The organism is Phormidium tenue FACHB-1052 (assembly GCF_014696675.1).
Lineage (GTDB): Bacteria > Cyanobacteriota > Cyanobacteriia > Phormidesmidales > Phormidesmidaceae > Nodosilinea > Nodosilinea tenuis_A.
This window is the reverse complement of the sequence record NZ_JACJQN010000009.1, coordinates 202,921-228,895: the sequence shown is the minus strand read 5'-3', so window position 1 is coordinate 228,895 and position 25,975 is coordinate 202,921. Positions and strand designations below refer to the sequence as shown.

Annotated in this window: 27 protein-coding genes and 1 pseudogene; 15 read left to right on the top strand and 13 right to left on the bottom strand. The window is 59.0% G+C overall.

All coding sequences use genetic code 11. From position 1 onward, the window contains the following. Positions 1-23: 23 nt before the first annotated feature. The gene (gene trpD, locus H6G07_RS14215) at positions 24-1,094 is read right to left on the bottom strand and encodes an anthranilate phosphoribosyltransferase (RefSeq protein ID WP_425320107.1); all 1,071 of its coding nucleotides are present in this window, start codon (positions 1,092-1,094) and stop codon (positions 24-26) included. A gap of 185 nt (positions 1,095-1,279) precedes the next feature. Here trpD and H6G07_RS14210 point away from each other — a divergent pair, with 185 nt between their 5' ends. Continuing rightward, complete coding sequence (locus H6G07_RS14210; RefSeq protein ID WP_084173191.1) at positions 1,280-1,687, top strand: nuclear transport factor 2 family protein; 408 nt, start codon at positions 1,280-1,282, stop codon at positions 1,685-1,687. A gap of 10 nt (positions 1,688-1,697) precedes the next feature. On the opposite strand, the gene H6G07_RS14205 is transcribed toward H6G07_RS14210, so the two are convergent. From H6G07_RS14205 to H6G07_RS14190, 4 genes are all read right to left on the bottom strand, one after another. Further along, positions 1,698-2,144: a hypothetical protein gene (locus H6G07_RS14205; RefSeq protein ID WP_073608842.1), complete on the bottom strand. Its 447-nt coding sequence runs from the start codon at positions 2,142-2,144 to the stop codon at positions 1,698-1,700. 250 nt (positions 2,145-2,394) lie between these two features. After that, positions 2,395-4,074, bottom strand: a complete 1,680-nt coding sequence (locus tag H6G07_RS14200) for a glycoside hydrolase family 3 N-terminal domain-containing protein (protein WP_073608800.1) — start codon at positions 4,072-4,074, stop codon at positions 2,395-2,397. After that, positions 4,071-4,496: a 30S ribosome-binding factor RbfA gene (gene rbfA, locus H6G07_RS14195; RefSeq protein ID WP_073608799.1), complete on the bottom strand. Its 426-nt coding sequence runs from the start codon at positions 4,494-4,496 to the stop codon at positions 4,071-4,073. Before rbfA ends, H6G07_RS14200 begins: the two co-directional genes overlap by 4 nt. Before the next feature lie 27 nt (positions 4,497-4,523). After that, positions 4,524-4,721, bottom strand: coding sequence for a DUF751 family protein (locus H6G07_RS14190; protein WP_073608798.1), 198 nt, complete (start codon positions 4,719-4,721; stop codon positions 4,524-4,526). Between the two features lie 187 nt (positions 4,722-4,908). Here H6G07_RS14190 and H6G07_RS14185 point away from each other — a divergent pair, with 187 nt between their 5' ends. Further along, on the top strand, positions 4,909-5,751 hold the full coding sequence (locus tag H6G07_RS14185) for a DNA adenine methylase (RefSeq protein WP_073608797.1): 843 nt from the start codon (positions 4,909-4,911) through the stop codon (positions 5,749-5,751). 82 nt (positions 5,752-5,833) lie between these two features. Beyond that, complete coding sequence (locus H6G07_RS14180) at positions 5,834-6,562, top strand: EcsC family protein (protein ID WP_073608796.1); 729 nt, start codon at positions 5,834-5,836, stop codon at positions 6,560-6,562. A gap of 71 nt (positions 6,563-6,633) precedes the next feature. On the opposite strand, the gene H6G07_RS14175 is transcribed toward H6G07_RS14180, so the two are convergent. Continuing rightward, a complete protein-coding gene (locus tag H6G07_RS14175; protein WP_073608795.1) occupies positions 6,634-7,110 on the bottom strand; it encodes a CRR6 family NdhI maturation factor in 477 nt (158 codons plus the stop codon). Between the two features lie 292 nt (positions 7,111-7,402). Here H6G07_RS14175 and H6G07_RS14170 point away from each other — a divergent pair, with 292 nt between their 5' ends. Continuing rightward, positions 7,403-8,020 carry an RNA polymerase sigma factor gene (locus tag H6G07_RS14170; RefSeq protein ID WP_073608794.1) on the top strand — a complete coding sequence of 206 codons (618 nt, stop codon included), beginning with the start codon at positions 7,403-7,405 and terminating at the stop codon, positions 8,018-8,020. Positions 8,021-8,274: 254 nt separating this feature from the next. Then, complete coding sequence (locus H6G07_RS14165; RefSeq protein ID WP_084173190.1) at positions 8,275-9,207, top strand: MBL fold metallo-hydrolase; 933 nt, start codon at positions 8,275-8,277, stop codon at positions 9,205-9,207. Here H6G07_RS14165 and H6G07_RS14160 read toward each other — a convergent pair. The 6 genes from H6G07_RS14160 to H6G07_RS14140 all read right to left on the bottom strand — a co-directional run bounded on the left by H6G07_RS14160 (position 9,204) and on the right by H6G07_RS14140 (position 12,866). Next, positions 9,204-9,884 carry an SH3 domain-containing protein gene (locus H6G07_RS14160; protein WP_073608793.1) on the bottom strand — a complete coding sequence of 227 codons (681 nt, stop codon included), beginning with the start codon at positions 9,882-9,884 and terminating at the stop codon, positions 9,204-9,206. The two genes, H6G07_RS14165 and H6G07_RS14160, sit on opposite strands and share 4 nt — an antisense overlap. A gap of 111 nt (positions 9,885-9,995) precedes the next feature. Continuing rightward, positions 9,996-11,099, bottom strand: a complete 1,104-nt coding sequence (locus tag H6G07_RS14155; protein WP_073608792.1) for an ABC transporter ATP-binding protein — start codon at positions 11,097-11,099, stop codon at positions 9,996-9,998. After that, a complete protein-coding gene (locus H6G07_RS26710; RefSeq protein ID WP_277882072.1) occupies positions 11,096-11,221 on the bottom strand; it encodes a hypothetical protein in 126 nt (41 codons plus the stop codon). The genes H6G07_RS14155 and H6G07_RS26710 overlap by 4 nt, the downstream gene beginning before the upstream one ends. A gap of 57 nt (positions 11,222-11,278) precedes the next feature. Further along, entirely contained in the window at positions 11,279-11,848 is a 570-nt protein-coding gene (locus H6G07_RS14150) for a hypothetical protein (RefSeq protein WP_073608791.1), read from the bottom strand. A 78-nt stretch (positions 11,849-11,926) separates the two neighbouring features. Next, positions 11,927-12,364, bottom strand: coding sequence for a DUF4079 domain-containing protein (locus H6G07_RS14145; RefSeq protein ID WP_073608790.1), 438 nt, complete (start codon positions 12,362-12,364; stop codon positions 11,927-11,929). Between the two features lie 136 nt (positions 12,365-12,500). After that, entirely contained in the window at positions 12,501-12,866 is a 366-nt protein-coding gene (locus H6G07_RS14140; protein WP_073608789.1) for a DUF1830 domain-containing protein, read from the bottom strand. Positions 12,867-13,294: 428 nt separating this feature from the next. Between H6G07_RS14140 and H6G07_RS14135 the strand changes: the two genes are divergently transcribed. The 8 genes and pseudogenes from H6G07_RS14135 to H6G07_RS14100 all read left to right on the top strand — a co-directional run bounded on the left by H6G07_RS14135 (position 13,295) and on the right by H6G07_RS14100 (position 21,822). Then, positions 13,295-14,890 carry a photosystem II high light acclimation radical SAM protein gene (locus tag H6G07_RS14135; protein ID WP_073608788.1) on the top strand — a complete coding sequence of 532 codons (1,596 nt, stop codon included), beginning with the start codon at positions 13,295-13,297 and terminating at the stop codon, positions 14,888-14,890. A 39-nt stretch (positions 14,891-14,929) separates the two neighbouring features. Then, positions 14,930-16,321, top strand: a complete 1,392-nt coding sequence (locus tag H6G07_RS14130) for a DICT sensory domain-containing protein (RefSeq protein ID WP_073608787.1) — start codon at positions 14,930-14,932, stop codon at positions 16,319-16,321. Positions 16,322-16,334: 13 nt separating this feature from the next. Next, positions 16,335-16,991 carry a pentapeptide repeat-containing protein gene (locus H6G07_RS14125; RefSeq protein ID WP_199312083.1) on the top strand — a complete coding sequence of 219 codons (657 nt, stop codon included), beginning with the start codon at positions 16,335-16,337 and terminating at the stop codon, positions 16,989-16,991. Between the two features lie 14 nt (positions 16,992-17,005). Further along, positions 17,006-17,668 (top strand): annotated as a pseudogene (gene arsH, locus H6G07_RS14120) (arsenical resistance protein ArsH). A gap of 24 nt (positions 17,669-17,692) precedes the next feature. Next, the gene (locus tag H6G07_RS14115) at positions 17,693-18,103 is read left to right on the top strand and encodes a hypothetical protein (RefSeq protein WP_073608786.1); all 411 of its coding nucleotides are present in this window, start codon (positions 17,693-17,695) and stop codon (positions 18,101-18,103) included. Positions 18,104-18,604: 501 nt separating this feature from the next. Next, positions 18,605-20,326, top strand: coding sequence for a DUF3352 domain-containing protein (locus H6G07_RS14110; protein ID WP_073608785.1), 1,722 nt, complete (start codon positions 18,605-18,607; stop codon positions 20,324-20,326). A 10-nt stretch (positions 20,327-20,336) separates the two neighbouring features. Continuing rightward, a complete protein-coding gene (locus tag H6G07_RS14105; RefSeq protein ID WP_242026781.1) occupies positions 20,337-21,437 on the top strand; it encodes a glycerate kinase in 1,101 nt (366 codons plus the stop codon). A gap of 58 nt (positions 21,438-21,495) precedes the next feature. Further along, entirely contained in the window at positions 21,496-21,822 is a 327-nt protein-coding gene (locus H6G07_RS14100) for an STAS domain-containing protein (RefSeq protein WP_073608784.1), read from the top strand. Positions 21,823-21,941: 119 nt separating this feature from the next. On the opposite strand, the gene H6G07_RS14095 is transcribed toward H6G07_RS14100, so the two are convergent. After that, the gene (locus H6G07_RS14095) at positions 21,942-23,075 is read right to left on the bottom strand and encodes a SpoIIE family protein phosphatase (RefSeq protein WP_073608783.1); all 1,134 of its coding nucleotides are present in this window, start codon (positions 23,073-23,075) and stop codon (positions 21,942-21,944) included. A 379-nt stretch (positions 23,076-23,454) separates the two neighbouring features. Here H6G07_RS14095 and H6G07_RS14090 point away from each other — a divergent pair, with 379 nt between their 5' ends. Then, entirely contained in the window at positions 23,455-23,940 is a 486-nt protein-coding gene (locus H6G07_RS14090) for a cupin domain-containing protein (protein WP_242026779.1), read from the top strand. A gap of 80 nt (positions 23,941-24,020) precedes the next feature. Beyond that, positions 24,021-25,724 (top strand): CocE/NonD family hydrolase, encoded by a 1,704-nt coding sequence (locus tag H6G07_RS14085; protein ID WP_084173188.1) that lies wholly within the window; start codon positions 24,021-24,023, stop codon positions 25,722-25,724. Positions 25,725-25,975 lie beyond the last annotated feature (251 nt).

Here is a 25,975-nt window from a genome sequence, read left to right as displayed (position 1 = left end):
CGAGGCGAAGCCCAGCAGAAGCCTTAAGCGAGGAACGTCACCAGGGCTTGCAGCTTTTCCCAGGCGGCTCCGCTGGCGAGAATGTCTTTCGCCAGGGTAATGCCCTCGGCGATCGAGGCTTCTAACGACTCACCTTTCACCTTTTCGCCCACTTTGAGTGCCAGGGCCGCGTTTAGGGCCACCACATCCCGCTGGGCCTGGGTGCCTTTGCCCTGAAGAATTGCTGTCATAATCGCCACGTTTTCCGCCACCTCGCCGCCGCGCAGAGCGTTGAGGGGAGCCGCAGCTAAGCCCAGAGCCTGGGGATCGATCGCAGTGCTCGTCACCTCGCCGTTCTCAACCACTGAAATGTCGGTTAGATCGCCCAGCCCGGCCTCATCCAGCCGCTCACGCCCGTGGAGGACAATCGCCTGGGGAATGCCCAACTGATTTAAGGCTTCGGCCATAGCGGGCACCACCGCTGAGTCATAGACGCCGATCACTTGGCCGGTGGGCTGTAGCGGGTTGACCAATGGCCCCAACAGGTTAAACACCGTGCGCACCTTGAGGGTGCTGCGCAGGGGGGCCACCGCTTTCATCGCCGGATGCCAGCCTCGGGCAAACAAGAAGGTGACACCTACCTCATCCAGCGCCGCTTTGGCCCGATCGGGGTCGGCCCCCAGGTTGACGCCCAGGGCTTCGAGCACATCGGCAGACCCCACTTTGCTAGAGGCCGAGCGGTTGCCGTGCTTGGCCACCCGCACCCCCGCTGCCGCCGCGACAAACGCCACGCAGGTGGAAATATTAAAGGTGTGAGCCCCGTCGCCCCCAGTGCCGCAGGTGTCGATGCAGGGGGTGAGATGGTGAATTTTGCCTTCACCGCCGAGGGATTGCCCCTGGAGCACCCGCGCCATGCCCGCCAGCTCGTCGGCGGAGACGCCCTTGGCCTGGAGCACTGCCAGCAGCCCGCCCGACACCACCTCGGGAATTGCTTCGCTGAGCCAGCCGCGCATCAGGGTTTCGGCCTCATCCTGGCTGAGTGATTCTCCCAGGATGAGGCGCTGCAAAAGGGCTGACCAGTCTTGAGCGGTGGTAACGGGCATGGCTTGGGTCACGGCTGGGCTTAAGGGCTAAAGGACAGATCGGCGAATCAGCCTCCCTATTTTCTCCTAGAACGTTCGTTTGCGGGCGATCGCAGAGTGCCCCCAGGGAACTCAATTTTTATTTAGTCTGTCAAGGGATAGACGCTCTACCCGATTTTGCCCCGTATCGTAAAACCATTCATCTCTGGAGGATGACTATGGCCACGCGCACTGCTGAAGCACCCCTAAACCTAAGGACGGTGTCCTCTGCCGTTGACGGCTACTTTGCGGGTTTCAACGCTGAAGACTACCGCGCTGTAGCGACTCTGTTTGCAGCCGATGGCCTTTTGCTGGCTCCCTTTGAAGAACCGATTGTCGGGGCCGAGGCCGTTTATACCTATCTGCAAGCCGAGGCCGTATCTATGCGCGCCACGCCGGTCGAGATTGAGAGCGAAATGGACGCTGACGGTACCCAGCGCGTGGTGGTCAGAGGTCATGTGAAAACGCTGCTGTTCACTGTTGGCGTGCGCTGGACGTTTGCGCTGACGACGGCAGATACCATTCAGTCGGCTGAGATTAAGCTGATGGCGTCGCTGCAAGAGCTGATGCAGCTCGATCGCGGCTAGAACCAATACCCTAGGCAGCTCTAGGTACCGATGGCTGCCCCCAGGCGGCGGTGAGCAGCGATCGCCCCAGATTCAAATGCTGAGGCGCGCATTGCCAATCGGGGTGAGCGGTCAGCAGCAGTGACTCTAGCGATTCGGTGTCGAATAGGTGCCACACTTCGGCCCCGGTCGAGCAATCGGCGATCGCGTAGCAGTTCTCAGCTACGCAGTGAATGGTGAGGCGGTCGCTCAGACCGGCGGGCAGGGTCAGTTCTTGGCCAATGGCTAAGCTTCTAAAGCTGCGAATTGCCTGTTTAAAGGCCGCTTCGCTCTGGGTGACTAACCCAGACATCATCCGCAGCGATCGCGGGTCGCCGTTGACGCAGATCCAGTAGCGACGCAGCGGGTCAATACCTCTGAGCCAGGGTGACTCATCATCGAGGCAGTAGCGGGGTGCTAGGGACGACTCAGAGAACATGACGTTACCAAAAGGTAGCAGGCGATACATTAAGCATGGTGTAACTACCCAGGATTGCTCAATGCAAAGCAATAAAACTATAAAAAACTGATACAGCTCTTCACGTTTGCTGATGAATGGCGGCCAGAGACACAGCCATATAGAGCGAAAATTTGGCCAAAAACCCGCTGACAATGCCTGCTCGGTGCGAACCCTGGCTAAAACGGGTAGAGACTCGCATTTTCTGGTCGCTCTTTTCTTTTTGTTCTTGCTAATCGGTGAACTCTTGGCAGTCAGACATTGCCAACGGCTCGGGCAGCAGGGTGGGCAAAATCAAGCTCTGGGCCAGGGGCATTTGCCCGTAGGTAAAGCCGTGGGGCACTTGCTTTAGGTAGGGCTGAAGTTGATCCATAGCATAAGGACTGCCGTAGATAATAACTCCGCGCAGCAGTTGGGCCGATTGCAGAGTCTCTAGCCAGGCTGTTGCCAGCTGTAGGAGTTGGGCGGAGCCGCGAAAGGGGTTGCCCCGCACAAAAATCTGCACCAGGCTAGGCCGCAGGTTTTGCTCAACCGAGAATTCTCCCTCGCCCTGGGGCCAATGCTGGCAACCCTGGGTATCGACCAGCTTGAGGTGGTAGTGGTGGCGCTGGGGCCAGGTGAGGGCCGCTGCCGTGCGCTCTAAAAAGCGGCAGCCGATCGCATCATCGACCACCACAATATTGTGGCCGGGGTCAGCGGCGGTGCTGGGGACGATCTGGCCTTGCACCGTCATTGATGCGGTGAGGATGTCGGCGGCGAGCTGACGGGTGGCGGGCTGGGCCACGGCGGCTAAGTTTACCGGGGGCGGCGGCAGGTGCTCCCAGGCGTGGCCAGCCCCGTCGGGCAGCAGGGCCGGAGCGGCCTTTTGCTTGGCCCGCCAAAGACGCTCTACGCTGGCCGTGATGCGCGCTGGGTCGATGCGCCCGCAATTCACGGCTTCTATTACTGCTGCGATCGTTCCTTCAGGGTCGCCGGGCATGAGCAGCACGTCGGCACCGGCTTCCACCGCCAGCACCGCCGCTTCATAGGGGCCATAGGTGTTGGCGATCGCCCCCATAATCAGGGCATCAGTCACAATCAGCCCGTCGAAGCCAAGCTCCTGGCGCAGTAGCCCGGTGAGGGTGGCGGGCGAAAGGGTAGCGGGCAGGCGGGCATCTAGGGCCGGAATTTGCAGATGGGCTGTCATGATGCTGTCTACCCCAGCGGCGATCGCAGCTCGAAACGGTGCTAGCTCTAGTTCGTGAAGGCGATCGCGGCTGTGGGGCAGCACCGGCAGATCAAGATGGGAGTCGGTGGCGGTGTCGCCGTGGCCGGGAAAATGCTTGGCGGCAGTGAGCACCGGCTGAGTCTGTGCGCCGCGAATAAAAGCCTGGGTCAGGGTGCTGACTCGTTCCAGCCCAGCGCCGAAGGCCCGCACGTTAATCACCGGGTTGGCAGGATTGTTGTTAACATCCACGACCGGGGCTAGCACCCAGTTGAGGCCAATCGCCAACGCTTCGGCGGCGGTGGCGGCCCCAAAGGCTTCGGCATAGGCCAGGGCGGCGGTGGTGTTGCGATCGGCCACCGCTGACAATGCCATGGGCGGCGGAAACCAGGTGGCCCCGCTAAACCGCTGACCCACCCCCTCTTCCACATCGGCGGCCATCAGCAGCGGAATGCGGGCCTGGGCCTGGAGCGCCTGGGTTTTGAGCCCCACTTCGGCGGCGCTGCCCCCCAGCAAAATCACCCCGCCCACGCCCAGTTCTTCGACGTAGCGGGTGAGGGTGGCGCTGTCGGCTTCCCAGGCGGGGTAGCGAATTTCGTGGTCAAATAAGTGGCCTGACGCCCGCACCACCACCATTTGAGCAACCTGTTCCGGTAGGGACAGACGTTCGGGAGCGGGCAGCCGGGAGGTAGCAATGACCCCGCTCACTCCTCCTCCTGGGCGGCAGACGGTGCGGTTGGGTCTTCGTCAAATTCGTCGGTTATGCCCTTTTCGGCTCGCTCCCGGCTGAGCTGATTGATCAAGTTCAGCACATTGGTGCCGCGTTCCATGCCCACATCTTCTTTAAAGATAATTTCGGGGGTGCGTCGCAGGCGCAGCCGCTGGCCCAGTTCGCTGCGTACAAAGCCGGTGGCGGCGTGGAGGCCCTCCATGGTTTCGGCTTTGGCTTCGGGGGTGCCATAGATGCTGACAAACACCTTGGCGTGTTGCAGGTCGCCCGACACATCGACATCGGTAACGCTGACCATGCCCGCCCCCACGCGGTCATCTTTGATGTCGAGCATCATCATCTGGCTAATTTCTCGTTTAATGAGAGAGGCCACCCGCTCAACGCGACGATTATTTGGCATCGGTCTGTACTCCTGAAGGTGACGTTATTAACCTAGGCCCAGCATTGCCCGCAGGGTAAAGGTGAGAAACAAAAAGCCGGCCACCAGGGCACCAATCAGCGCGATCGCCGTGGTGGGTTGCTTCAGCAGCGGCACTAGGGGCTGGGCAGCGTTAAAAAAAACGCCCAGGGTGAAGGAAATAAAGTAGCGCGGATAGCGAGAGATGTTGTCAAAAAAATCTTTCATGGCGTCAGACTAGGGGCTTTAGGGGCCAATGCGCGCAAAGCCCAGCGCACTGACTCTGAATTTAACTCGTTTTACATCCTAACCCACGACAAAAGGCCTAACCCACGACAAAAGGGTGCTGCTCCGGCTGAGCTTTGCTATAGTTGGGAGATTCTTTAAACAAGTACATTTGATCTTAAGCAGTTCTGTGACAGTTGCCCTCTCTGCACCCCCGACGTTACACCCCCGCCCTTTTCTCAAATGGGCGGGCGGTAAAGGTCGTTTGCTCAGTCAGTACGAGCCGTTTTTGCCCACGGTGATCGATACCTACTACGAACCGTTTTTGGGCGGTGGGGCGATGTTCTTTCATTTGGTGGGGCGGGCGCGACGGGCGGTGCTGGGGGATATTAACCCCGAGCTGGTCAACGTTTACTGCTGTGTGCGCGACCGGGTCGAAACGCTGATTCGTCACCTGTGGGATCACCAGCGTCGCCACAACCCCGACTACTACTACCAGGTGCGCCAGCGGCAAAATTTGCGATCGCCCGTGGAGCGCGCCGCCCGCCTGATCTACCTCAACAAGACCTGCTACAACGGCCTCTACCGCGAAAATTCCCAGGGGCATTTCAACGTGCCGGTAGGCAGCTACAAAAACCCCACCATCTGCGACCCATCGCTGCTGCGAGCGGCCTCGGCAGCGCTGCAAACCGCTGAGATTCAAACGTTTTCGTTTGAAATGCTGCTAGAGCGATCGCTCTCTCCAGGCGACTTTGTCTACTTTGATCCGCCCTACCACCCCCTCAGCTCTACCAGCAGCTTTACGGGCTACAGCCGCTACGGCTTTACCGGGGACGACCAAGAGCGTCTGGCAATGGTGTTTCGCACCTTAGCTAACCAGGGGCAGCGGGTGATGCTGTCGAACTCCGACTGCGAGTTTATCCGCGAGCTTTACCAGGGGTTTACGATGCATCCAATTCTGGCGGCGCGGGCGATTAACTCCCGGGCTGGGCGTCGAGGCAAAATTGGCGAGCTTTTAATTACGCCCCTGTGACCTTGCTTAGGACGGATGCAGCGCCTCGATAGAATCCGCTATCAAATTGATATAACGCTACGCGATCTAGAGGCGACTTTCCGTGACGACCCCATCCCCCAGCGCCAACTCGAATGACCAGACCCGCGACACCTTTCAGGCCGTAACCCAGGTGATGCAGGCTGTCGTCACGGTGCTCGACAACATGACTGCCAACACTGGCAATGCTCTGTTGTCGAGGCTTCAGCCCTTTTTAGAGCCGGTGACAGCCACCGTAGGCAGCGTGGTTGGCCCGATCGCTAGTTTGCCCTTTATTCAGTACGCCACGTCGATACCCGGCATGAGGGTGCTGCTGGCGGCGCTAGGTCAGGTGAATGTGGTAGAGGTGCGATCGCAGGTGGATGAACTCCGCCAGCAGTATCCCCAAGAGAATAAGCGCACTCTAGCCCAGCGGGTGATGGCCGAAACCGCCCTCAAAGCCGCAGGCGTAGGCCTAGCTACCAACTTTGTGCCCCCTGTGGCCTTTGCCCTCACCTTGGTTGATATTGGTGCGGTCGCCGCCCTTCAGGCCAACATGATCTACCGCATCGCCACCATCTATGGCTATTCGCCCACCGACAACGATCGCCGTGGCGAAGTGCTAGCGATCTGGCTGTTGTCATCGACTACCGGTGGCATGGTCAAATCGGGGCTGAGCATTGTAGAGCTGATTCCGGGGCTGGGTGCTGTGCTGGGTATTGCCACCGATACATCGCTGATCTACAGCGTCGGCTACTTTGCCTGCCGTTATTACGAAACCAAGCGATCTGCTCCTACAGAGATCTTGGTGTAAGTCAGGGTTTAAGGTGCTGGGTGTAGGACTGTACATAGCACCTTGCACCCGAAACCTTTCCCCTTTTTCTCTCAAGCCAGCAGCTCAAACAACCCATCGTCGATTTCATAGCCCAGCATCTGGGTCATAAACTTTAGCCGGGTGTATTGGGTAATGCCCTGCCCCTTGAGCCAGGCGGCAATGACGAAAATCTTCGTCATCATAAAAATCTCTAGCCCTTCCGGGTTGTAGCGAATGCCCTCGGTCGGGCTGAACTGATGGGGCACCAGCATTGCAGCATAGCGCCCCAGCTCGCCCGCCTCCCAATCTAGAACCAGGGGCAACCAGGGGTAGTAGGTATCTAGGCGAATAAACCACAATCTGACCTCCGGCAGCTCTGATAGCTCGCGGGGGTCAGTAGGGTCGCGGCTGATCTCGACAACAAACCGCAGGCAAAGCTCGCTGTTGAGCACCTTACCTTCCGCCAGCAGTGGCTCGATTACCTCCCTGGCGGGGGTCAGGTCGAGGGTTTGCAGGTGAGATTCGTGCAGGGTAATGGTATGAGCCATGGAACAGCCAAATCGCGATGACGGAAGTACTGCCCATTGTCGCAGAGGGTGGCTCGCTCTGCTCTGGGTTTGCCCCACCATACAGAGATACTCTTACAACTAGAAAAACGGGTTTAGCAGGCTGAGGCAGGCTGACTTGAGCAGGTAAGTCGATGGGGTGGCGGTCGGCTTTGTAATCAGAGTCACACAGTCGTTTTTAGAGAACTATGAATTTCTGTCCGGAAACTTCACGCTTCATAAAAACTTGATGCCGCTACATTAGAACTTAACCGCTGGTCATCTACCCAGAGTCATGCCGTCTCACCCCCCGTCCGAAACGCAGCAGTTTAACCAGGATGTGCAGCTTCTGCTCAAACCCAACAACCCCCATGCTCGATCGCTACTAGCCTTTATCAAGCGCACCATTCAGCAGTTTGGGCTGCAAGCCCACATCACCGAAATCGACATTTTCGTCGAGGCCTACCTGCGCGGCGTTCGCTACACTCAGCAAAACCAGGAGCACATTCGCCAGCCCAAGGCGTGGATGCGGCGCACGGCCTACAACATCATTCGCGAGTGCAAGCGCGATCGCCAGCGTTACCTGGCAGTGGCATTTGATGAACTGATGGAGCAAGAGGCCGCTGCCAGCGACCCGGCGACGGTGGATGATCAGATGATTGCCAACGCCATCGCCTTGGTGCTGCAAGCCCTCGCCGCTCTGTCGCCGGGCGATCGCCACCTGATTCAGTGGAAGGTGGTTGAAGGCCTCACCTGGCCCCAGGTGCAGACCAAACTGGTGGCAGCCGGTGAAGAGTGGGCCTCTCTAGCGACACTGCGCAAGCGCGGGCAGCGTGCCCTAGAACGGCTGCGGCAGGCCTACCACCTTTATGCTGGTGAACCCAACGACGATTTGCCCTCCCCGCCGATTTGACGCCGGAACTCGCCGCCAACGGGCAAGAGTTCTCCTCAGCCGGATTTGAAATCGGTCAAATGGCCGAAGCGTTACCCAGGGGCGGGCCGTCAGGGAAATCGGTTGGGGAATGCTAAGTTCGATCGGGAGAGTAAACTAATTAAAGCTTTTACGATGGATCCTCTACAGGCGTGACAAGAACCACCCTCTACGTTTGGCTATCGGGGTGCGCCGCAATGAATCGCCGTCTAAACTTGGTGAAACGTTGAATTTGCATGGCCAATATCGCTAGCCCTTCCGATGCCCTATTTGCTGCCCAGTCTGAAGCCGCGTCCCAGCCTGGGGTCGCTGTTCCAGCGCCGGTCTTTCGGCTCACCTTTTGGGGAGTGCGGGGCAACATTCCGGCACCGGGGGCAGATACGGTGCGCTACGGCGGCAACACGGCCTGCGTTGAGGTGCAGGTGGGCGGTCACCGGCTGATTTTTGACGGCGGCACCGGACTTTGGGTGCTGGGTCGCCACCTCATGGCCCAAGAGCAGCCCGTAGCCGCCCATCTTTTCTTTACCCACACCCAGTGGGATCGGATTCAGGGCTTTCCCTTCTTTGCCCCGGCCTTTGCCCCGGCGACTCAGCTCGATATCTACGGTGCCCAAGCCCTCAATGGAGCCTCCATCAAACAGCGCCTCACGGAACAAATGCTGCGGCCTAACTTTTCTAAGCCACTGCAAACGATGGCCGCTGCCATGACCTTTCACAACATTGCGGCGGGAGATGCGATCGCCCTGGGCGATGTCTTGGTCGAACCCTGGAGCCTGAACCGCCACACTAGCGCCCTGGGCTACCGGGTCAGCTGGGGCGATCGCGTGCTGATCTATGCCACCGACACCGACCCAAACCAAACCAGCGTTGATCCCAATCTGCTGATGCTGTCCAGCGGGGCCGATGTCTTAGTCTTTGACGGCACCTACGCCGATGTGGCCTACTCAGACCCCAGTGGGACTGGCGTTGTGCCCTGGCATATGGGCATTGAGGTAGCCCAGGCGAGCCAGGTTAAGCGTCTGGTGCTGTTTCACCACAACCCGTGCCACAGCGACGATCAGCTCGATCAGCTAGAGCGTCAGGTGCAGGCCAGGTTTGCCCAGGCCAGCCTGGCCCGTGAGGGCATGACCCTAGAACTCGGTGCTGAATCAGCTGAGTTGCCGTCCTAGCTGGGCTGAAGCAGGTCGCCCCGCACCCAGCCGGTGGTGCCGTCGTAGTTGACCTGATACCAAATAAAGCCGTCTTCTGGGTTGCCGCCGCGATCGAGCACCTCCACTACAGCGCGACGGGGAGCTGCGGCCAGAATGGTGCTGCCCAAGCGCGGGGCCGATCGCAGCCGAGCCGCTTCTGCCGATAGCACGATCGCCGACGTGCCGGGGGCAAAGTTGTTGCCGCGAAAGTCGGTCGAGCCGGAAGACACCCTGACTACAGCATTAAAGCCAGGCTCTTTGAGCACAACATTGCCATTGGCGGCCAAAATTTCTAGCTCGGTCTCGCCCAGTACGTTGATGCGGGCAAAGCGCTGGGCCTCGCCTCCGGCTCTGTAGACCGTCTGGTCGCGGGTGCTGGGCACGAGCTGGGTGGGGGCAGCCCGCAGTTCTACCACATCGGTGGCCTTGTTATAGAGATTCATAAATAGACCGCTGCCGCTGCGATAGACGCGCACGACCATCGATTCAGTCTCAAACAGCAGCACCGTTTCGATGGTGCCTGCCTGGGCCAGCCAGGTTTGCGGTAGGGGCGTTGCGGCGATGGGCTGGGCTGGGGCTGCGGCTAGGGCAGAGGTAGCGCTCAACAGCGCCACCGGGGCCAGCGATAGGCAAACGCGTTGAAAAACCCAATTCATGGAATCACCTGAAACGATAAAACAGGGGCTAGAGCAGCGAGGAAGCCGCTTGCAGAATCTAAGCGTAACCATACTGCAAAACGCTGGTGCTGGGCGGTATTGGGGCGATCGCTACCGACGAGGGGAGGGAGTCGAAAGCGGGCTGTGCGATCCAATCGCCTGGGGGCTGTAGAGACGCAACCGCTGGGATGGCACGGTGATCTGCACCCGGCTGCCCACCTCGATCGCGCTCGTCATCGGCAGTCGAGCGTAGAGCAATTGCCCCGAGGGGGTTTGCAGACAGTACTTATATTCTCGGCCTAGAAACTGGCGATCGCGCACCACCACCGCGCCCTGGGCATCTTCCACCAGCGCCATGTCTTCTTGGCGCACCATCAGGTCAGCCTGGCTGGCCTCAGCACTGGCTGACCCAAAGCAGCCCACCTCGGTCTGCCAACCCTGGGGGCTGGGTTGGGCGGGCAAAAAGTTGGCCTGGGTGACAAACTCCGCGACAAACCGCGAGGTGGGCTGGCCGTAGATGGCCTCGGGCGTATCAATTTGCTCTAGCTGACCCTGGTGCATGACGGCAACGCGATCGGCCAGGGCCAGGGCTTCTTCCTGGTCGTGGGTGACGAAGACGCAGGATGCCCCCACCTGGCGCAAAATGTCGCGCACCTCCTGGCGCAGGTACAGCCGCACCTGCACATCCAGGTTGCTAAAGGGCTCATCCAGCAAAATGATCGCCGGACGCGGGGCCAAAGCGCGGGCCAGGGCCACCCGCTGCTGCTGACCGCCTGACAGCTCATGGGGAAAGCGGTGGGTTAGGGTTTCTAGCCCTACCAGGGCGATCGCCTCAGCGGTGCGCTGCTGGAGATCAGAGGTAGCTGACCGTCCTTTGCGATCGCGCCGCTGGAGGCCAAAGGCGACATTCTGCTCCACCGTCAGGTGGGGAAACAGGGCGTAGTCCTGAAACACGATGCCCACATCGCGGCGCTCGGGCGGTAGCCAGGTCGTGCCGCCCACGGGCTGGCTGCCCAGGTAGAGGGTGCCACCATCGGGTTTCTCAAACCCCGCAATCAGCCGCAGCAGCGTGGTTTTGCCGCAGCCCGATGGCCCTAATAACCCTAAAATCTCTCCCTGCCCTAGGCTGAGGCTGACCCGGTCTACCGCTGGCGGTATTTGAGGGCTATAGCGTTTCGTAATGGCATCGAGGCGAAGAATAGGCGGTGGGGTCATAGCCTGGGTTGATAGTGCAGCGATCGCAGAGCCGCTGACAGCGCGGTAATCATGGGCAAATACTCTGGGTTTAATATACCGCCCGATGGGCGATCGCCCGGTTTACTGCGGCTCGGCCCCATGAAATACTGCCTTGCTGTGTAACGCTATCCGACGACAGGCCCAGCGCCTGCGATCGCCTAGCCCATTTGCAGCGCAGTCGTAATCGTCCAACCATCGACCAGCAGCAGCAGCAGGGTAAACCCCAGCAAAATAAAGTACATCCAGGGCTGGGCCAGGGGTCTAATATCCTGGGTGTCGAGATCGGTGTAGATTTCAACTAGGCCCAGTAAACGGGCAAAACCCGCCACCCGCATCGGCAGCAGGTAGGCCTGCTGATCGGCCCCCACAAAGTAATACACGATGCCTCCTTGCCCGGTCGAGCGGGGCTTTAAAGCCTGGGCCTCGCGCCACGACAGACGCCACCCACCGCGAAACAGCCAGCGAATCCACACCGGGTAAGCCACGCGAATGCCGTCGCTATCCACCTCGACCCGCTGACCCAGCGCGCCGTAAATTCCCAGACCACCCAGCCCAATACCAACGGCCAAAGCCGTAGGCGACACCGCTGCGTCGGTAGCCTGGGCCAAAAATGGCAAAGGCCCCATCAGCGCCAGGTAGAGCAGCAGCAGCGTCAGGCGAATCAGCGGCGAAATGTGAAAGATTTGAGGGGCTGTAGAGGACGGGGCCAAAGGCGAAGACTCAACCATACCAATCCAGGATCTGAGCTAAGGGGTACAGGCCCTTACGGCCAGCGCTGAACGGACTAGACCTTCGGGTTTTCTCCTTTAAGGTAGATACTTTTGCACCACCTGCCAACCGGAGAGCCCGGCAGCAGCCAGCGCTACCCCCAGGGCACTGTTGAGGGTGACATGGAGCGATCGCGCCCAAGGTCGTTCTACAGCAATACGACTAGCGCTCCAGGCCGAGGCCAGCACCAGCCCCACCACCGTCAGCCCAAACAGCAGGTGTACCGAATGGCCCAGCCGACCATATTCCCCTAGGGTGCCAACCACCCCGATGGCGAGCAGCACTAAAACCAAGCTGACTGCCCCTGTACCCAAAACAATATGTAGCGGTCGCAGCCAGGACGAGCGCTCTTGGTCATTAGAGCGGGTGTAAAACAATACCCCACCCGTAACGGCCAGCAAGAAATAGGCCGTCAGTGTAAGGCCCATAGACCAAGCGGCGATCCGCCATAGCCATAGAAATGAAGGTAAATTCACGGCTCATCCCTAAATGTCACCAACAGCTGTGCCCTGGTGGCATAGGGAAGCTAGAAGTTCGACCTTCAGCCCGCTATCAAGCTACGCCAAAACGCTATCGCCAGGGCTCAGCGCACCACACCTTCAGTCTACCGAACTAGCTGGCGGGTGAAATGGCTACTGCCGGTGCAGGCTCATCTAGGGTGGCTGCTAATCGACTCGCCTCAAGCTCATCACTTGAGGCGGGCTCAAAACCCACGGGTTCTGGAGCATCGATCTGCAACCGTTCGCAAGGGATGCTGTCCGACAAAATGGCGCTAGCCATCATGCCCGTATGAATCTCTAGGAGAGCCTTGGGAACCGTTTCAAAAAGCAGCCGCTGCCCCGGAAACACGACCCGCTCAAAGTACCAATCGGGCACGTTGGTTATGCGAGCAACCTGAATTTTACTGGTGGCATTGACATAGCAGCAGAGCACCTGGCTCTGGCCATCGGAGGGAAGGGGATCAAGGATTTGTGCCATTGATGCTTTACGGCAATATTGCAAGAATCACCCGCAAAGCGTAACACCTAGCGATCCCCGGCTGTTGTAAAGGCGACTACCAACCCCCGCAGCACCTTAACTATTCAAAATAATTGAACACAATGCTTTATATTTCGCAACTGCTGAGCTTTGGCCCAGGGCTGCTGTCCGTCGCCAGACCCTAACTCAAACTTCAAGGCAGTCTGAAACAGGCAGCGTAAAGCGTTGCGGAAAATCTTAACAGTGTTTTTATACCACGATTCTGCGACCTCAGATCGGCCTGGTCTCGCCTGCAGGGGCTTACGCCGCCGCTACCGGTCGAATCGCCCCGACGAGTTCCCGGTTTGCTGAGGAGGAGATTTGTCAGCTTCCCCTATCCTGAGAAGAAGACGGTGTTATCGTGAAGATATATGTCAAGCCTGAGAAGCATGCCCTCTACTACCGCCAGCCAGGCCCGTGTGCTCTACGTGCGGCTGCCCTGTAACCCCATCTTCCCCATCGGGGTGGTTTACCTGGCCGACCATGTGCACAAACTATTTCCCCATTTAGAACAGCGCATCTTTGATCTCGGTGCCGTGCCGCCCCTCGACTATGGCGCTGCCCTCGATCGCTGCATTGACGACTTTAAGCCCACCCTGCTGGTGTTCTCCTGGCGAGATATTCAGATTTTTGCCCCGGTCGGCGGTCGCGGGGGCAATCCGCTGCAAAACGCCTTTGAATTTTTCTACGCTCGTAACCTCTTTTTAAAGGCGCGGGGTGCCCTGGGCGGCCTGCGGATGGCCACTACCTACCTGGCCGAACTGTGGCGCAACCAGGGGTTGATCAAGCGCGGCTTTAAGCGTGCCCAGCGTTACTCCCAGCAGGTCACTACCGTCGTCGGTGGCGGCGCGGTGAGCGTGTTCTATGAGCAGCTCCACAACCGGCTACCTAAAGGCACGATCATCTCCGTGGGTGAGGGGGAAATGCTGTTAGAGCGAATTCTGAGGGGCGAAGATTTTTCTGATCAGCGCTGCTACATTGCTGGGGAGACAACGCCACGCGATCGCCTGATCCACGAAGAGCCCGCCCCGCTCGAAAAAACCGCCTGCAACTACGACTATATCGAGGCGATCTGGCCCGAGTTTGGCTATTACCTGCAAGACCAGGATTTCTACATTGGTGTGCAGACCAAGCGGGGTTGCCCCCACAACTGCTGCTACTGCGTCTATACGGTGGTTGAGGGCAAGCAGGTGCGCATCAACCCTGCCGAGGAGGTGGTGGCCGAAATGCAGCAGCTCTACAAGCGAGGCGTGCGCAATTTTTGGTTTACCGATGCCCAGTTCATCCCGGCTCGCCGGTTTATGAAGGATGCGGAGGAATTGCTGGAGAAGATTCTCGACGCGGGCATGACCGATATTCACTGGGCCGCCTACATCCGCGCCGACAACCTGACACCTAAGCTCTGCAAGCTGATGGCTGACACCGGCATGAACTATTTTGAGATCGGCATCACCAGCGGTTCGCAAGAACTGGTGCGCAAAATGCGCATGGGCTACAACCTGCGCACGGTGCTGCAAAACTGCAAAGACCTCAAAGCGGCGGGGTTTAACGACCTGGTGTCGGTCAACTACTCCTTTAATGTGATTGACGAGCGGCCCGAAACCATTCGTCAAACCCTGGCCTACCACCGCGCCCTAGAAGCGGTGTTTGGCCGCGACAAGGTGGAGCCAGCAATTTTCTTCATTGGCCTTCAGCCCCACACCCACCTGGAGGAGTATGCCTTTGAAAAAGACATGCTCAAGCGCGACTACAACCCCCTCGATATCCACCTGCCCTGGGTGTCGAAGAAGCTGTTGTGGAACCCAGAACCGCTGGGATCGTTTTTTGGCGAGGTGTGTCTAGAGGCGTGGCAGCGCAACCCTGACGACTTTGGTCGCGAGGTGATGGACATTCTGGAAGAGCGCCTGGGGCTGGCTCCTTTAGAGGAGGCCTTGAGCGCGCCAATCGAGGCTGACCGCCGCCCACTGGCTGCGTTATCATCCTGAATACAAGGGTTACAGGCAATAGAACTATAGGGGATTGCGATGCTGGAGGGGTCAATATTAAAGCAGTTGGTGGATGGTCGCACTGAGCCAGATACGACACCGCTCAACTATGGCGTCTACTACAAAAATACCCTGGTCGCTCTTTGCCACGCCCTAGAAGACTGTATTTTGACCTCTGGCTCGGCCCCCTTGGTGGTGACGGCCTTTCAGCGGGGTAAGTGGTATTTAGAAGAGGCCGATCGCTACAGCGCGATCGCAGACGTTGCCCAGCAAATTGTGATCATGGCCTCACCCGAGGCTGGCTTCCACGACCACCCCACCAGTCAGCGTGAGAACGTGGCCCTTGTCGATTTGGCTGACAACGACCCGGTGGCCGAAGAATGGCACCTGATAATTTTTTCTCCCGACTACACTGCCATGGTGCTGTGTCAGGAACTGTCAGAATCAGACTATGGCAAGACGGGCATCCCCGAGCACGACCTGGAGCGCAAGTTCTACGGGTTTTGGACCTTTGACTCGGCTCTGGTGAGCGAAACGGTGGAGCTGGCGATCGCCCACGTGGGTCGCTATAACCCAACCCTTCAGGCGCAGTTAGCCGACCACCTGGCCACCCTCAAGCAGCAAAACCCTGCCCTCCGCAGTGACGAGCCTGCGGTTGTGAGCCATACCGTGGCCCAGGTGGTGCACTACCTGCAAAACAGCCGCAATGACCTTCAGGGCAACCTCGCCTTTAGCGTGGTTGATGACCTCGACCAAAACCTGCTCTCCAACGAGCTACAGGCGTTTTTGCGCATGGCCCAACTGGTGGATCTCAGCGACCCGGTCAACCCCATGGCCGCGAGCGAAGTGGTGGCGCTGCTAGAAATGATGGGCCAGCTACTTGACCTGCCCGCCTGGCAGCTCCAGCGGCTGCGCCTGGCGGGCATGCTGCACCGCATTGCCCCGGCCCCTGACCTGGCGGCCCTGGCCGACGATGGGCCAAGCTGCCCGCTGATTCCTGAGGTGCAGGCGCTGCGGCTGATGCCTCGCATGCGGGCGGTGGCGGCCATCATTGCCCACCAGGGCGAATGCTGGGATGGCAGCGGCTACCCGGCTGGCCTTGTCGGTGATGCGGTGCCTCTAGAGTCGCGCATGCTGGCGCTGGTGGCAGAATTTCAGCGGCGGGCGGCCCAGGCTCGCCACGGTCAAGACCCCGCCGAGACCGACATGTCTCTGCTGAGTGACGTGCTCACCACCTGTCAGGCCGAAGCTGGTCAGCGATGGGATCCCAAACTTGTCGAGATTTTAGGGCTAATGGTGATGGGTCTCCAGCAGGGGATGAGCCTGCCCACAATACCGACTAAAATTACCTTGGGGTCGGGGTTGTTGAACCCTGATGTGGCTGACCAAGCTTCGGTCTTTCCCGCCTCCTCTGAACTGCTCCCTCGATAGTGCCCTCCCAGGAATGACCTCTGTGCCCAGCGACTCTATAGATATTGCCGCCCTGCGATCGGGCAAGCTCCGTCACCTGGCCGGGGCTGATCTGGAAGATGAAGACCTCTCTGGTGCTGACCTGGCGGGTCTCTACCTAGCCGGGGCGACCCTGGTGGGGGCCAACTTAAGCCGCACCTCCCTGGTCAAAGCTCACTTAGAAGGGGCTAACCTGATGGGTGCCAGCCTCGTGGGGGCCGACCTGCGGGCCAATCTGTGGGGCGCGAACCTGATGCAGTGCGACATGACAGGAGCCGACCTGCGAGGCGCAAACTTGCGGGGCGCAAATCTGATGGGGGCGCGCTTGGGCGGCGTCAGCCTGGCCGGAGCCTTCTTGAGTGGCTGCAACCTGATGGGGGTAAACCTGCAAGGGGTTGATCTGCGCGGTGCCGACCTGCGAGGGGCCAACCTCAGCGATACCAACCTGAAGGGGGCCGACCTCTCCCAGACCGACTTGCAAGGGGCGCGACTAGACAACGCGAATTTAGAAGAGGCCGATCTGCGTCAGGCCAATTTGTCGGGAGCCTCTCTCGGCGGTGCCAATCTGCTCTGCGCTGATCTCTCCAGCACCCGACTTGATGGTGTTAGCCTGACCGGAGCCTGCCTCATCGGCACTCACCTAGATAAGTAGATAGATGAGAACCCATGAGCTTTGACCACAAGCCGAGGATTTTATTTCTCTACGGTTCGTTACGCGATCGCTCCTACAGTCGGCTGCTAGCCGAAGAAGCCGCCAGAATTATTGAGGGCTTTGGGGCTGAGGTGCGCTTCTTTCATCCCCACGATCTGCCGATTCATGGCAGCGTACCTGACGACCACCCCAAGGTGCAATAGCTGCGGGATCTCGTGCTGTGGTCGGAGGGGCAGGTGTGGTCAAGCCCCGAGCTGCACGGCAATATCAGTGGCCTGATGAAGCACCAGATCGACTGGATACCGCTGAGTTTAGGAGCGGTGCGACCTACCCAAGGCAAAACCCTGGCGGTGATGCAGGTGAGCGGCGGGTCGCAGTCTTTCAATGCGGTCAACACGCTACGGGTGCTGGGTCGGTGGATGCGGATGTTTACGATTCCTAACCAGTCATCGGTGCCCAAGGCCTACCAGGAATTTGACGACGATGGCACGATGAAAGACTCGGCCTACCGCGATCGCGTCATCGACGTAATGGAAGAACTCTACAAATTCACTCTGCTGCTGCGCGACCAAGTGGACTATCTCACCGATCGCCACAGCGAGCGCAAGGCCGCGACTGAAAAGCAGGCTCAAGCCATTGTCAGCCAATCTATCGGCACCGCCCCTAGCCAAGCCTGAGCACCCTCAACCAGCGTTAGCTCCATGTCCCTATTTCTCCGCCCACGCTCCAGCATCGCCCTATCCCTGGGGGCAGCGGTTCTAGCCCTGGCTTTTGCCTGCCAGCCTGCGCCCTCCGCAGACCACAGCAGCGCAATCAACAAAATTGCCTTTGATCTGGGCACTTTGGACGAAAATGGACTCTCTGGCCCCACTGACGGCAAGCGATCGCTCGATTATGAGTTTTGTATTCCTGCGGGCGGTGCCTACACCCAGGCGGTGAGCGCCATCGACCCTTCAGCGCAGTTTTTTCCGCAGAGCCGAGGGCGCATTGGCTGCGGTGAGGATGAGGTGCTGACCATTGGCAACACCTACCAGACCAACCACCAAGACATCCTGATCGAGCTAGCCAACCTCGATTACGTCGATCGCATTCAGCCGGTGAACTGGGAGTAGCAGGGTTAGCTGAGGCTGGAGGCACGGTGGCGGCGTTGGTCAAGTCCCCCAATCAGAATGAGTGCCAGGCAGAGCAGGGCACAGATCACTAAAGGAAACACAGGGCCGATAGAGCAGCAAACCGTCGTAGGTCAGAAGAGTGCGGCATAGTTTACCCCAAAAACTGTATCTATAGGGCCATAATGCTAGGACAGGCCTTAATGCCGCTGGATTTGGCCAGTTTTAAGGCTACCTACAGCATTTGGCTGGGATTGTCTTAGTTGAGGGCAGCAGCGATCGCCCTTCTAAGCTGATGGCGAATTGCTTAAAATGGCCATAATCAAGCAAATTGGCGCGATTTTCTCGCTAAATTCTAGAAATCCGAAAATTTACATTGTTTAATTTCTAAACAGCCCGCTGGCATCCGAGGCATTACGGGTATCGAAGGGCCATACACTAGGGAGAATTAGTCGGCGTGGGCAATCGCGCTGTGGGTGTTTTTGGGTTTCAGGCGTGAGGTCAATGAAGTTTCGCTCGTTTATTCGTCCCCTCGCCATTGTCGCCGGGCTGGTGCTGGTGCTGGGGTTGGGCCTGCTGGGGCGGTTAACCCTCAATACACCCCTGTATCTGATTGAGCGCGGTGGCCAGGCTCAGCCGCTGGCGCTGCAATTTGTGCCCAAGCAGTCGCCCGTTGTCGCCTCGGTGCTGGTGCGTCCCGATCGCCTCGCCAACCTGTGGGAATACCTGGCTGCCCCCCGCCTGCGCCAGGAAACTCGCCGCGATCAAGAACTAATTGAGCAAGCGCTCTTGGCCAACACCGGCCTCAGCTACAGCCGCGACATCCAGCCCTGGCTAGGGGAAGAGGTGACCGCCGCCATGGTGACCCCCGACCTCGACCAAGACCCCACCAATGGCACCGCTCCTGGCTACTTGGTGGCCCTGGCTTGCAACGACAGCGCGGCAGCCCAGGCGGCGCTAGAGCTGTACTGGCAAAACCGCGCGATCGCTGGTGACGCCCTCACCTTTGAAGAATTTTCGGGCAACCGCCTAATTTACGCGCGGCGGGCAACTCCGCAATCCTCTAGAGAAGAAATTGCCCAGCTAGCCACGGCTCTAGTGGCCAACCGCTATGTACTGGCGGCCAATCACCCCGACGTGTTGCGCCAAGCCCTCACTGCTGCCCAGTCTACCGATCTCAATCTCCAAAGCGATCGCCGTTATAAAACTGCCCTGCGGGAGCTGCCCAGTCAGCGGGTGGCGCTGCTAGCGCTGAACCTGCCTGCGGTCAGCCAGTGGCTCAACCCCGAGAGCAAGCCTGCTAGGGCGGCAGTGGGACTGGGTGAACTGGGAGCCGCTGATGACCAAGTGGGCTGGGGGCTGATGTCGTGGCAGCTCTCCCGTGAGGGGCTAGTGGGCCACACGGCGCTGCTGGCCGCCCAGGGGCATCGCCTCCATCCTCAGCGGGCCAGGTCAGCCGATTGGGAAGGTATTGTGCCCTACCTGCCAGATTCCCTGGCGGTAGCCGCCGTGGGAACTGACTTAGCAACCCTGGGGCAGCGGCTCGATCCCCTGCTGGCCCTGATCTCCCCTGGGGGGGACGGCAGCTTTCCATTAGCCAAGTTGATTGATGGTGCGCTGGGCCAGGGCGCGATGGATCTCCTCCAGACAGGAGTAGATCGCGCCTATGGGGTGGGAGTAGGGACGGCTGAAACCGGCTCGCCCGATTGGTTAGTGGTCGCTCCCCAGAGCGCAACCCTGGCCGCAGCGCTTGATGGGATGACTGCTGTAGCCCAGGAAAGGGGCCTGGGGGTTGGGTCGCTAGATCTGCGGGGCACTCCGGCGATCGCCTGGACTCGCTTGGCCCTACCCAAAACACGGGGGGCACAGCCCTTGCAGGTGGTGGCCGAGGTGGCGGGTCTACATGCCCAGGTCGATCAGTACGAGGCACTGGCCGCCTCCCCCGCCACGCTAGATGCCGTCATTCACCCCGCTGCTGTACCCCGGCAGCGCCCGGCCTGGTGGTCGCAAGTGGCCCAGGTGTCTGGCCCCAGCACCGGCTATGTGCATATCGACTGGCCGCAGGTTCAGGCTCGCTTAGCCGCCCAGCTGCCCCGGTGGCGGCTGTGGAGCACGGCGGCCCAGCCCGCCCTCAAGCATCTACAACAGATTACGCTGGTCAGTGGCGATCGCAGTGATGCGATGCAGACCGGCAGCATTCTGGTGCAGCTCAGCAACCAACCGTGACGATGCAGTGATGGCAGACTCGACAACTTCAGCGAATTTTGCGACAGATTTTGCGATCGCGCCCCTGCTCACCGCCCACCTGGCGGGCAGCGCCCTCGACGACGCCCAGCGTCAGCAACTGCTGGCCTGGGAACTGGCCGACCCCAGACAGGCCGCGGCCTGGGGCATTACCGCTGAGAATGGCATGGCCCAGATCGAGGAGCGCCTGGGCTGGCTGCGAACTCTAGTAGCCCACCACGACACATTGCCCTTGCCCGCCGCGCCAATGGAGCACTACCTCGGGCTCTACTGGCGGCTGTGGCTACCCCTGGCCCTAACCCTCAAACAGGCCCGCGACACTCAGCCTGGCCCGCTAATTCAGGGGGTGCTCGGCGGGCAGGGCACGGGAAAAACTACCCTGACTCTGATTTTGCAGCACATTCTCCAGGTGATGGGCTACCGGGCAGTGGGTCTTTCGATCGACGATATTTACAAAACCTACCGCGATCGCCAGGTGCTGATTCAGGTTGACCCCCGGCTGCGGTGGCGTGGGCCACCGGGCACCCACGACATCGACCTAGGCCTGGCTACCCTGAACCAGATTCGAGCGGCGGGGGCGGGGGCGGCTGTGGCCCTGCCTCGGTTCGACAAATCGCTGCACGGCGGCGAGGGCGATCGCACCGACCCCGAGTGGGTGCAGGATGTAGATATTCTGCTGTTTGAGGGCTGGTTTTTAGGGGCGCGCCCCATCGATCCGGCTCAGTTTGACCAGGCCCCGGAGCCCATTGTCACTGCTGCCGACCGCCAGTTTGCCCGCGACATGAACGCTGAACTCGCCACCTACCTGCCCCTGTGGGACTGTCTCGATCGCCTGATGGTGCTGTGCCCAGCCGACTACCGCCTGAGCAAACAGTGGCGCAAAGACGCCGAACACCAAATGAAGGCCCAGGGCAAAACCGGCATGAGCGATGCCACCATCGATGCGTTTGTGGAGTATTTCTGGTGCGCCCTGCACCCGGAGCTGTTTATTGAAGCTCTCAAGCGCGATGGCGAACACGTTAACCTAGTGGTAGAAATCGACCGCGATCGCACCCCCAGGGCTATATACTCCCCAGCATTGGCTATGATTTAGCTAATGGGCTGAGTGCTGTCTACCAAACAGTTGTTAATTTTAGATAGTGATTTTTATTATGAGTTCTAACGTTCAAGTTATTGAGCCTGCCGGTATTTTAGACAGCACCAAAGCCGAAGAGTTTCGTGCCTCTGTGGAGGCACTGCTCGATGAAGGGGTCGAGGCCATTTTAGTTGACTTAAAAGACATTACCTTTATCGACAGCTCGGGTCTAGGCACACTGGTTGTACTGCTTAAAAAGGCGCGATCGCTCAACCACAGCTTTTGCATTTGCTCTATGAACGATCAGGTTCGTATGCTGTTTGAATTGACCAGTATGGATCGAGTGTTTGAAATTTATGAAAACCGTCAGGCCTTTGAAGATGCCAAGCTCAAAGTGTCCTAGATTTAGATACTAATAAGGGGTGCAAAGTGTCAGGTTTCAGGTATAAGAGTTAGCCCCAAACCTATACCTAAAACCTGACACCCTTGGGAAAGCCCCTTTATTATTTATGCGGCTGAAGACTAGTCTAAGTTGACCATCATTAAAGACATATCGTCGCTGGCGACCTCCCCTGCCTGACACTTAATTACGGTATCGAGGATGTGGTCGATGCTGCGCTCGCGCTTGGCCACGGCCAGCAAATCCACAAAATTATCTAATCCGAGGTACTGCTGATTGTCTTGCAGCACCTCGTAGAGGCCATCGCTGAATAAATAAAGGCTGCTGTTGGGGGGCAGCTGGCAGCGCTGCCACTGGTACTTGGCCTCGGGCAACATGCCCACGGGCATGCCGGGGGTGCGCAGGCGGGTGGTAGTCACATTTTGGTCGCCATCGATTGACACCAGCACTGCGGGGGGGTGGCCCGCGCTGGCGTAGAGCAGCTGGCGGTTGGCGCAGTTGAGCACACCGTACCAGATGGTGAAATATTTTTGGTTCTGATCGCTCATCTGAAAGGTTTCGTTCAGCGCCCGCAGCACTTTTTCGGGGCGGTAGAAGCTGACATCGGGCAGCGACTGAGCGCGCAGCACATTTAGCACCGAGGTGGAGAGCAGCGCTGACCCCAGCCCGTGGCCTGAGACATCGAGCAAATACATCACCAGATAGTCGGGGTCGAGCCAGTAGTAGTCATAGCAGTCGCCGCCGAGCTGCTGAGAGGGCAAAAACCGCGACTGGATGGGCACTCTACCCTCTTGATCGTCGGGCAGGAGCGATCGCACATAGCCCTCCGCTTCCGCCATTTCAGCTTCCATCCGCTGCTTTTGCTGGCGCAGATCTTGGGTGAGCTGGTAGATGCGCAGCCCCGCCCGCACCCGGGCATTGAGCTCATTGATGTCCACCGGCTTCGAGAGCAGGTCGTCGGCCCCCATCTCTAGCCCTTTGACTCGGTCGGCGGTGCTGTAGCGGGCCGTCAGCAGCAGCAGAGACGTAATCGAGAGCACCGGGTGATGCTTGAGGGCTTGGCAAATAGCCAGCCCATCAATGGTGCCCGGAATATTCCAGTCGCAGATAATCACCCCCGGCAGCAGCTTTTCGGCCAGGGTGAGGCCTTCTGCCCCGCTGCGGGCGGTGGTGATGCTGTAACCCTGCTGCTTGAGAGCGCTAACCAAAAACTGCTCTGTGGCGGCATCGTGCTCAATGATGAGGATGTCGATCATGCTGCGCTTTAGACCAAGGGAGTAACCGTAGACCTGGAGAATGAGTTGTGTCGATAGCGGTAGTAGAGCAACCCAGGCGTTTCTAGCTTTCCCCGATGGCCTAGCACCACAGCTAGATGGGGATACTGAGGTTTAGCGTAACCCTAAACTGCCTCAGCCAGGGACTTCATAAAGAACCTACGCGATCTCTTTAGAGTCCGAAGGTTACAGCGCTGAGTCGCCAACCGCTGGAGCCATTCCTGCCCGCTTAAATGTGTAGTTTTGGCTGCGATGGGAACCTCTGGGTTAGGCAACTTTTTATGAACGGTACGGTGAGCTACTGTGATCTGTGCGGGAGTCTGTTTAGCATAGTCATGCCGTTCCGTTAGGCCAACCGGTTATGGATACTGTGGTTATGGACTCCCTAACCTGCTCGTTGCCTACTAGCTGCGTCGTGCCGGTGTACAAGTCGCCGAAGGATTACCAGGCTTTTCGCATAAGTCCTGGCGATAGCAACCGCCTGGCCCTAGTGTTTGACCCCACTGTTGCCAATATGTCGCTAACCTACTGCGTCGAAATTTTTGACGTTGGCGGCAAAACACCCCCCAACCGCCACCAGGTTGCCGTTGAAATGTTCTTTGTGCTCAAGGGCGAAGGCTGTGCTACCTGCGACGGCAAAACCGTTGCTATTCAGGCAGGAGACAGCATCTTGGTGCCTCCCAGCGGCGTGCACGTGGTTGAAAATACTGGCTCTACTCGGCTCTATACCCTATGCATTATGGTGCCCAATGAAGATTTTGCTGAGCTGATTCGCAGCGGCACCCCCGTCGAGCTAGACGATGAAGATCTGGCTGTCTTGGGCCGTCACGATTCCCCCTATCCCTAGGGGCACTCCTTTCGGTACCGTAGGGTGGGTACCGCCCACCATTCCCCGTTAGGGCCAGCATCCTACCGTTGTGTAAACCCTTGCTCACCCCCGGCCTCTACGCTGTTGCGCCCCCGCAACCCCTAACCCTGGTGCTGCCCTCCCCGGACGGAGAGGTCGAGGGGAAGGCAATTCATCTCGATGCCGATGGGTACTACCCCATTGGCGAGGGGCTATTTCCGGTGTTGTTGATGCGGCAGCCCTACGGTCGGGCGATCGCCTCCACTGTGGTCTATGCTCACCCCACCTGGTACGCCAGCCACGGCTACATTGTGGTGATTCAAGATGTTCGGGGGCGGGGTACCTCCGGTGGCGAGTTTGACCTGTTTTGCCACGAGGCCGACGACGGCTATGCCACAGTGCAGTGGGCGGCAAACCTTCCCCAAAGCAGTGGGAAGGTCGGTATGTATGGGTTTTCCTATCAAGGGATGACCCAGCTATATGCGGCGGCGAAGCAGCCGTCTGCGCTAAGGGCGATCGCTCCAGCCATGGTGGGCTACGACCTCTATGCTGACTGGGCCTACGAAAATGGAGCTTTGCCCCTGCAAATTGGTCTGGGCTGGGCGCTTCAGCTCGCTGCCGAAACCGCTCGTCTGAAGCAGGATGCAGTGGCATATCAGGCGCTGAGACAGGCTGCCCATGCCCTACCCCTGGGCGATGCTGTTCCTGCTCGGCCCCAGGTGCTGAAGACCTATGCGCCCGATTCTTTCTTTCACCAGTGGCTCGATCGCCCTCAGCCCGACGACTACTGGCAAGCGCTCAAGCCAGATTTAGCCGAGGTGGATTTGCCGATGCTGCACATCGGTGGCTGGTACGACCCTTATCTGAGGGGCGATCTGCGCCTCTATCAGCAAATGGTGTCCAGAGGCAGCGCCCCCCAAGCCCTGTGGATTGGCCCCTGGGGACACCTGCCCTGGAGCCGCCGGGTGGGAGCGGTGGATTTTGGCCCAGAGGCCGACAGCCCCATCGATCGCCTGCAAATTCGCTGGTTCGATCGGTTTTTGAAAGATTCTCCCTCGGAAATGGTCGATCAAGCTCCTGTTCAGCTGTTTGTGATGGGGGTAAACCAGTGGCAGGGGCGCGATCGCTGGCCGGACAACCCTAACCAACCCTTCTACCTCAGCAGCAGCGGCTTGGCGGGGATGCGCGAGGATGACGGTCTGCTTAGTCCTCACCTGTTTCAGCTCCAGGGCCAACCTGCATCCCCGACTGAGGACGTGATTGTGCACGATCCCTGGCGACCGGTGCCCTCCCTGGGTGGCCACTGCGGCTTGCCCTCTGGCCCCTTCGCCCGAGGGGCGATCGACAGCCGCTCCGACGTACTGACCTATACGACTGCTCCTTTGACTGAAGGGCTGACGCTGGTGGGAACGGCGATCGCTACCCTCTACTGCCGGGCCGATGCGCTCAGCTTTGACCTCAGCGTGGTGCTTTCAGAATTGTATGGCGATGGTCGGGTAATTAACCTTACCCAGGGGCAGTGCCGGGTTAATAATCCCGATATGGCCAATCCTGGCCCTCAAAAGGTGACGCTGCCCCTACAGCCCACCGCCTGTACCCTGGCCCCTGGTCACCGCCTGCGGCTAAGCGTAGCGTCGTCATGTTTTCCGGCCTATGCGGTGAATAGTGGTACCGGGGCGAGGCCGGGGGACTGCGCCCAAATAGACCATCAGATTGTTACCGTAACCCTGGCCCACGGGCCGGTTTACCCGTCCTGCGTGAAGTTACCTCTAGAGGCAGAGTGAAGGGCGATCGCGATCGTAAAGAATAAAAAAAATCGGCTCCCTAGGGAAGCCGATGTGGGTGATACTAAATATCTACGTTGTTCTCTCAATCTGGAAGAAACCATCCAAAAACCCAGCGCTTTTTGCAGCGTCGGAGGTTAGATAATTTTTCCGCTGGAGGGCTCTCATCTCCTCCGTCTCCCATTGTAACAACAAGTACAGATTTTCATTAACACAATCTCCACTGATTGTGTGTTGATTTGATAACTTAA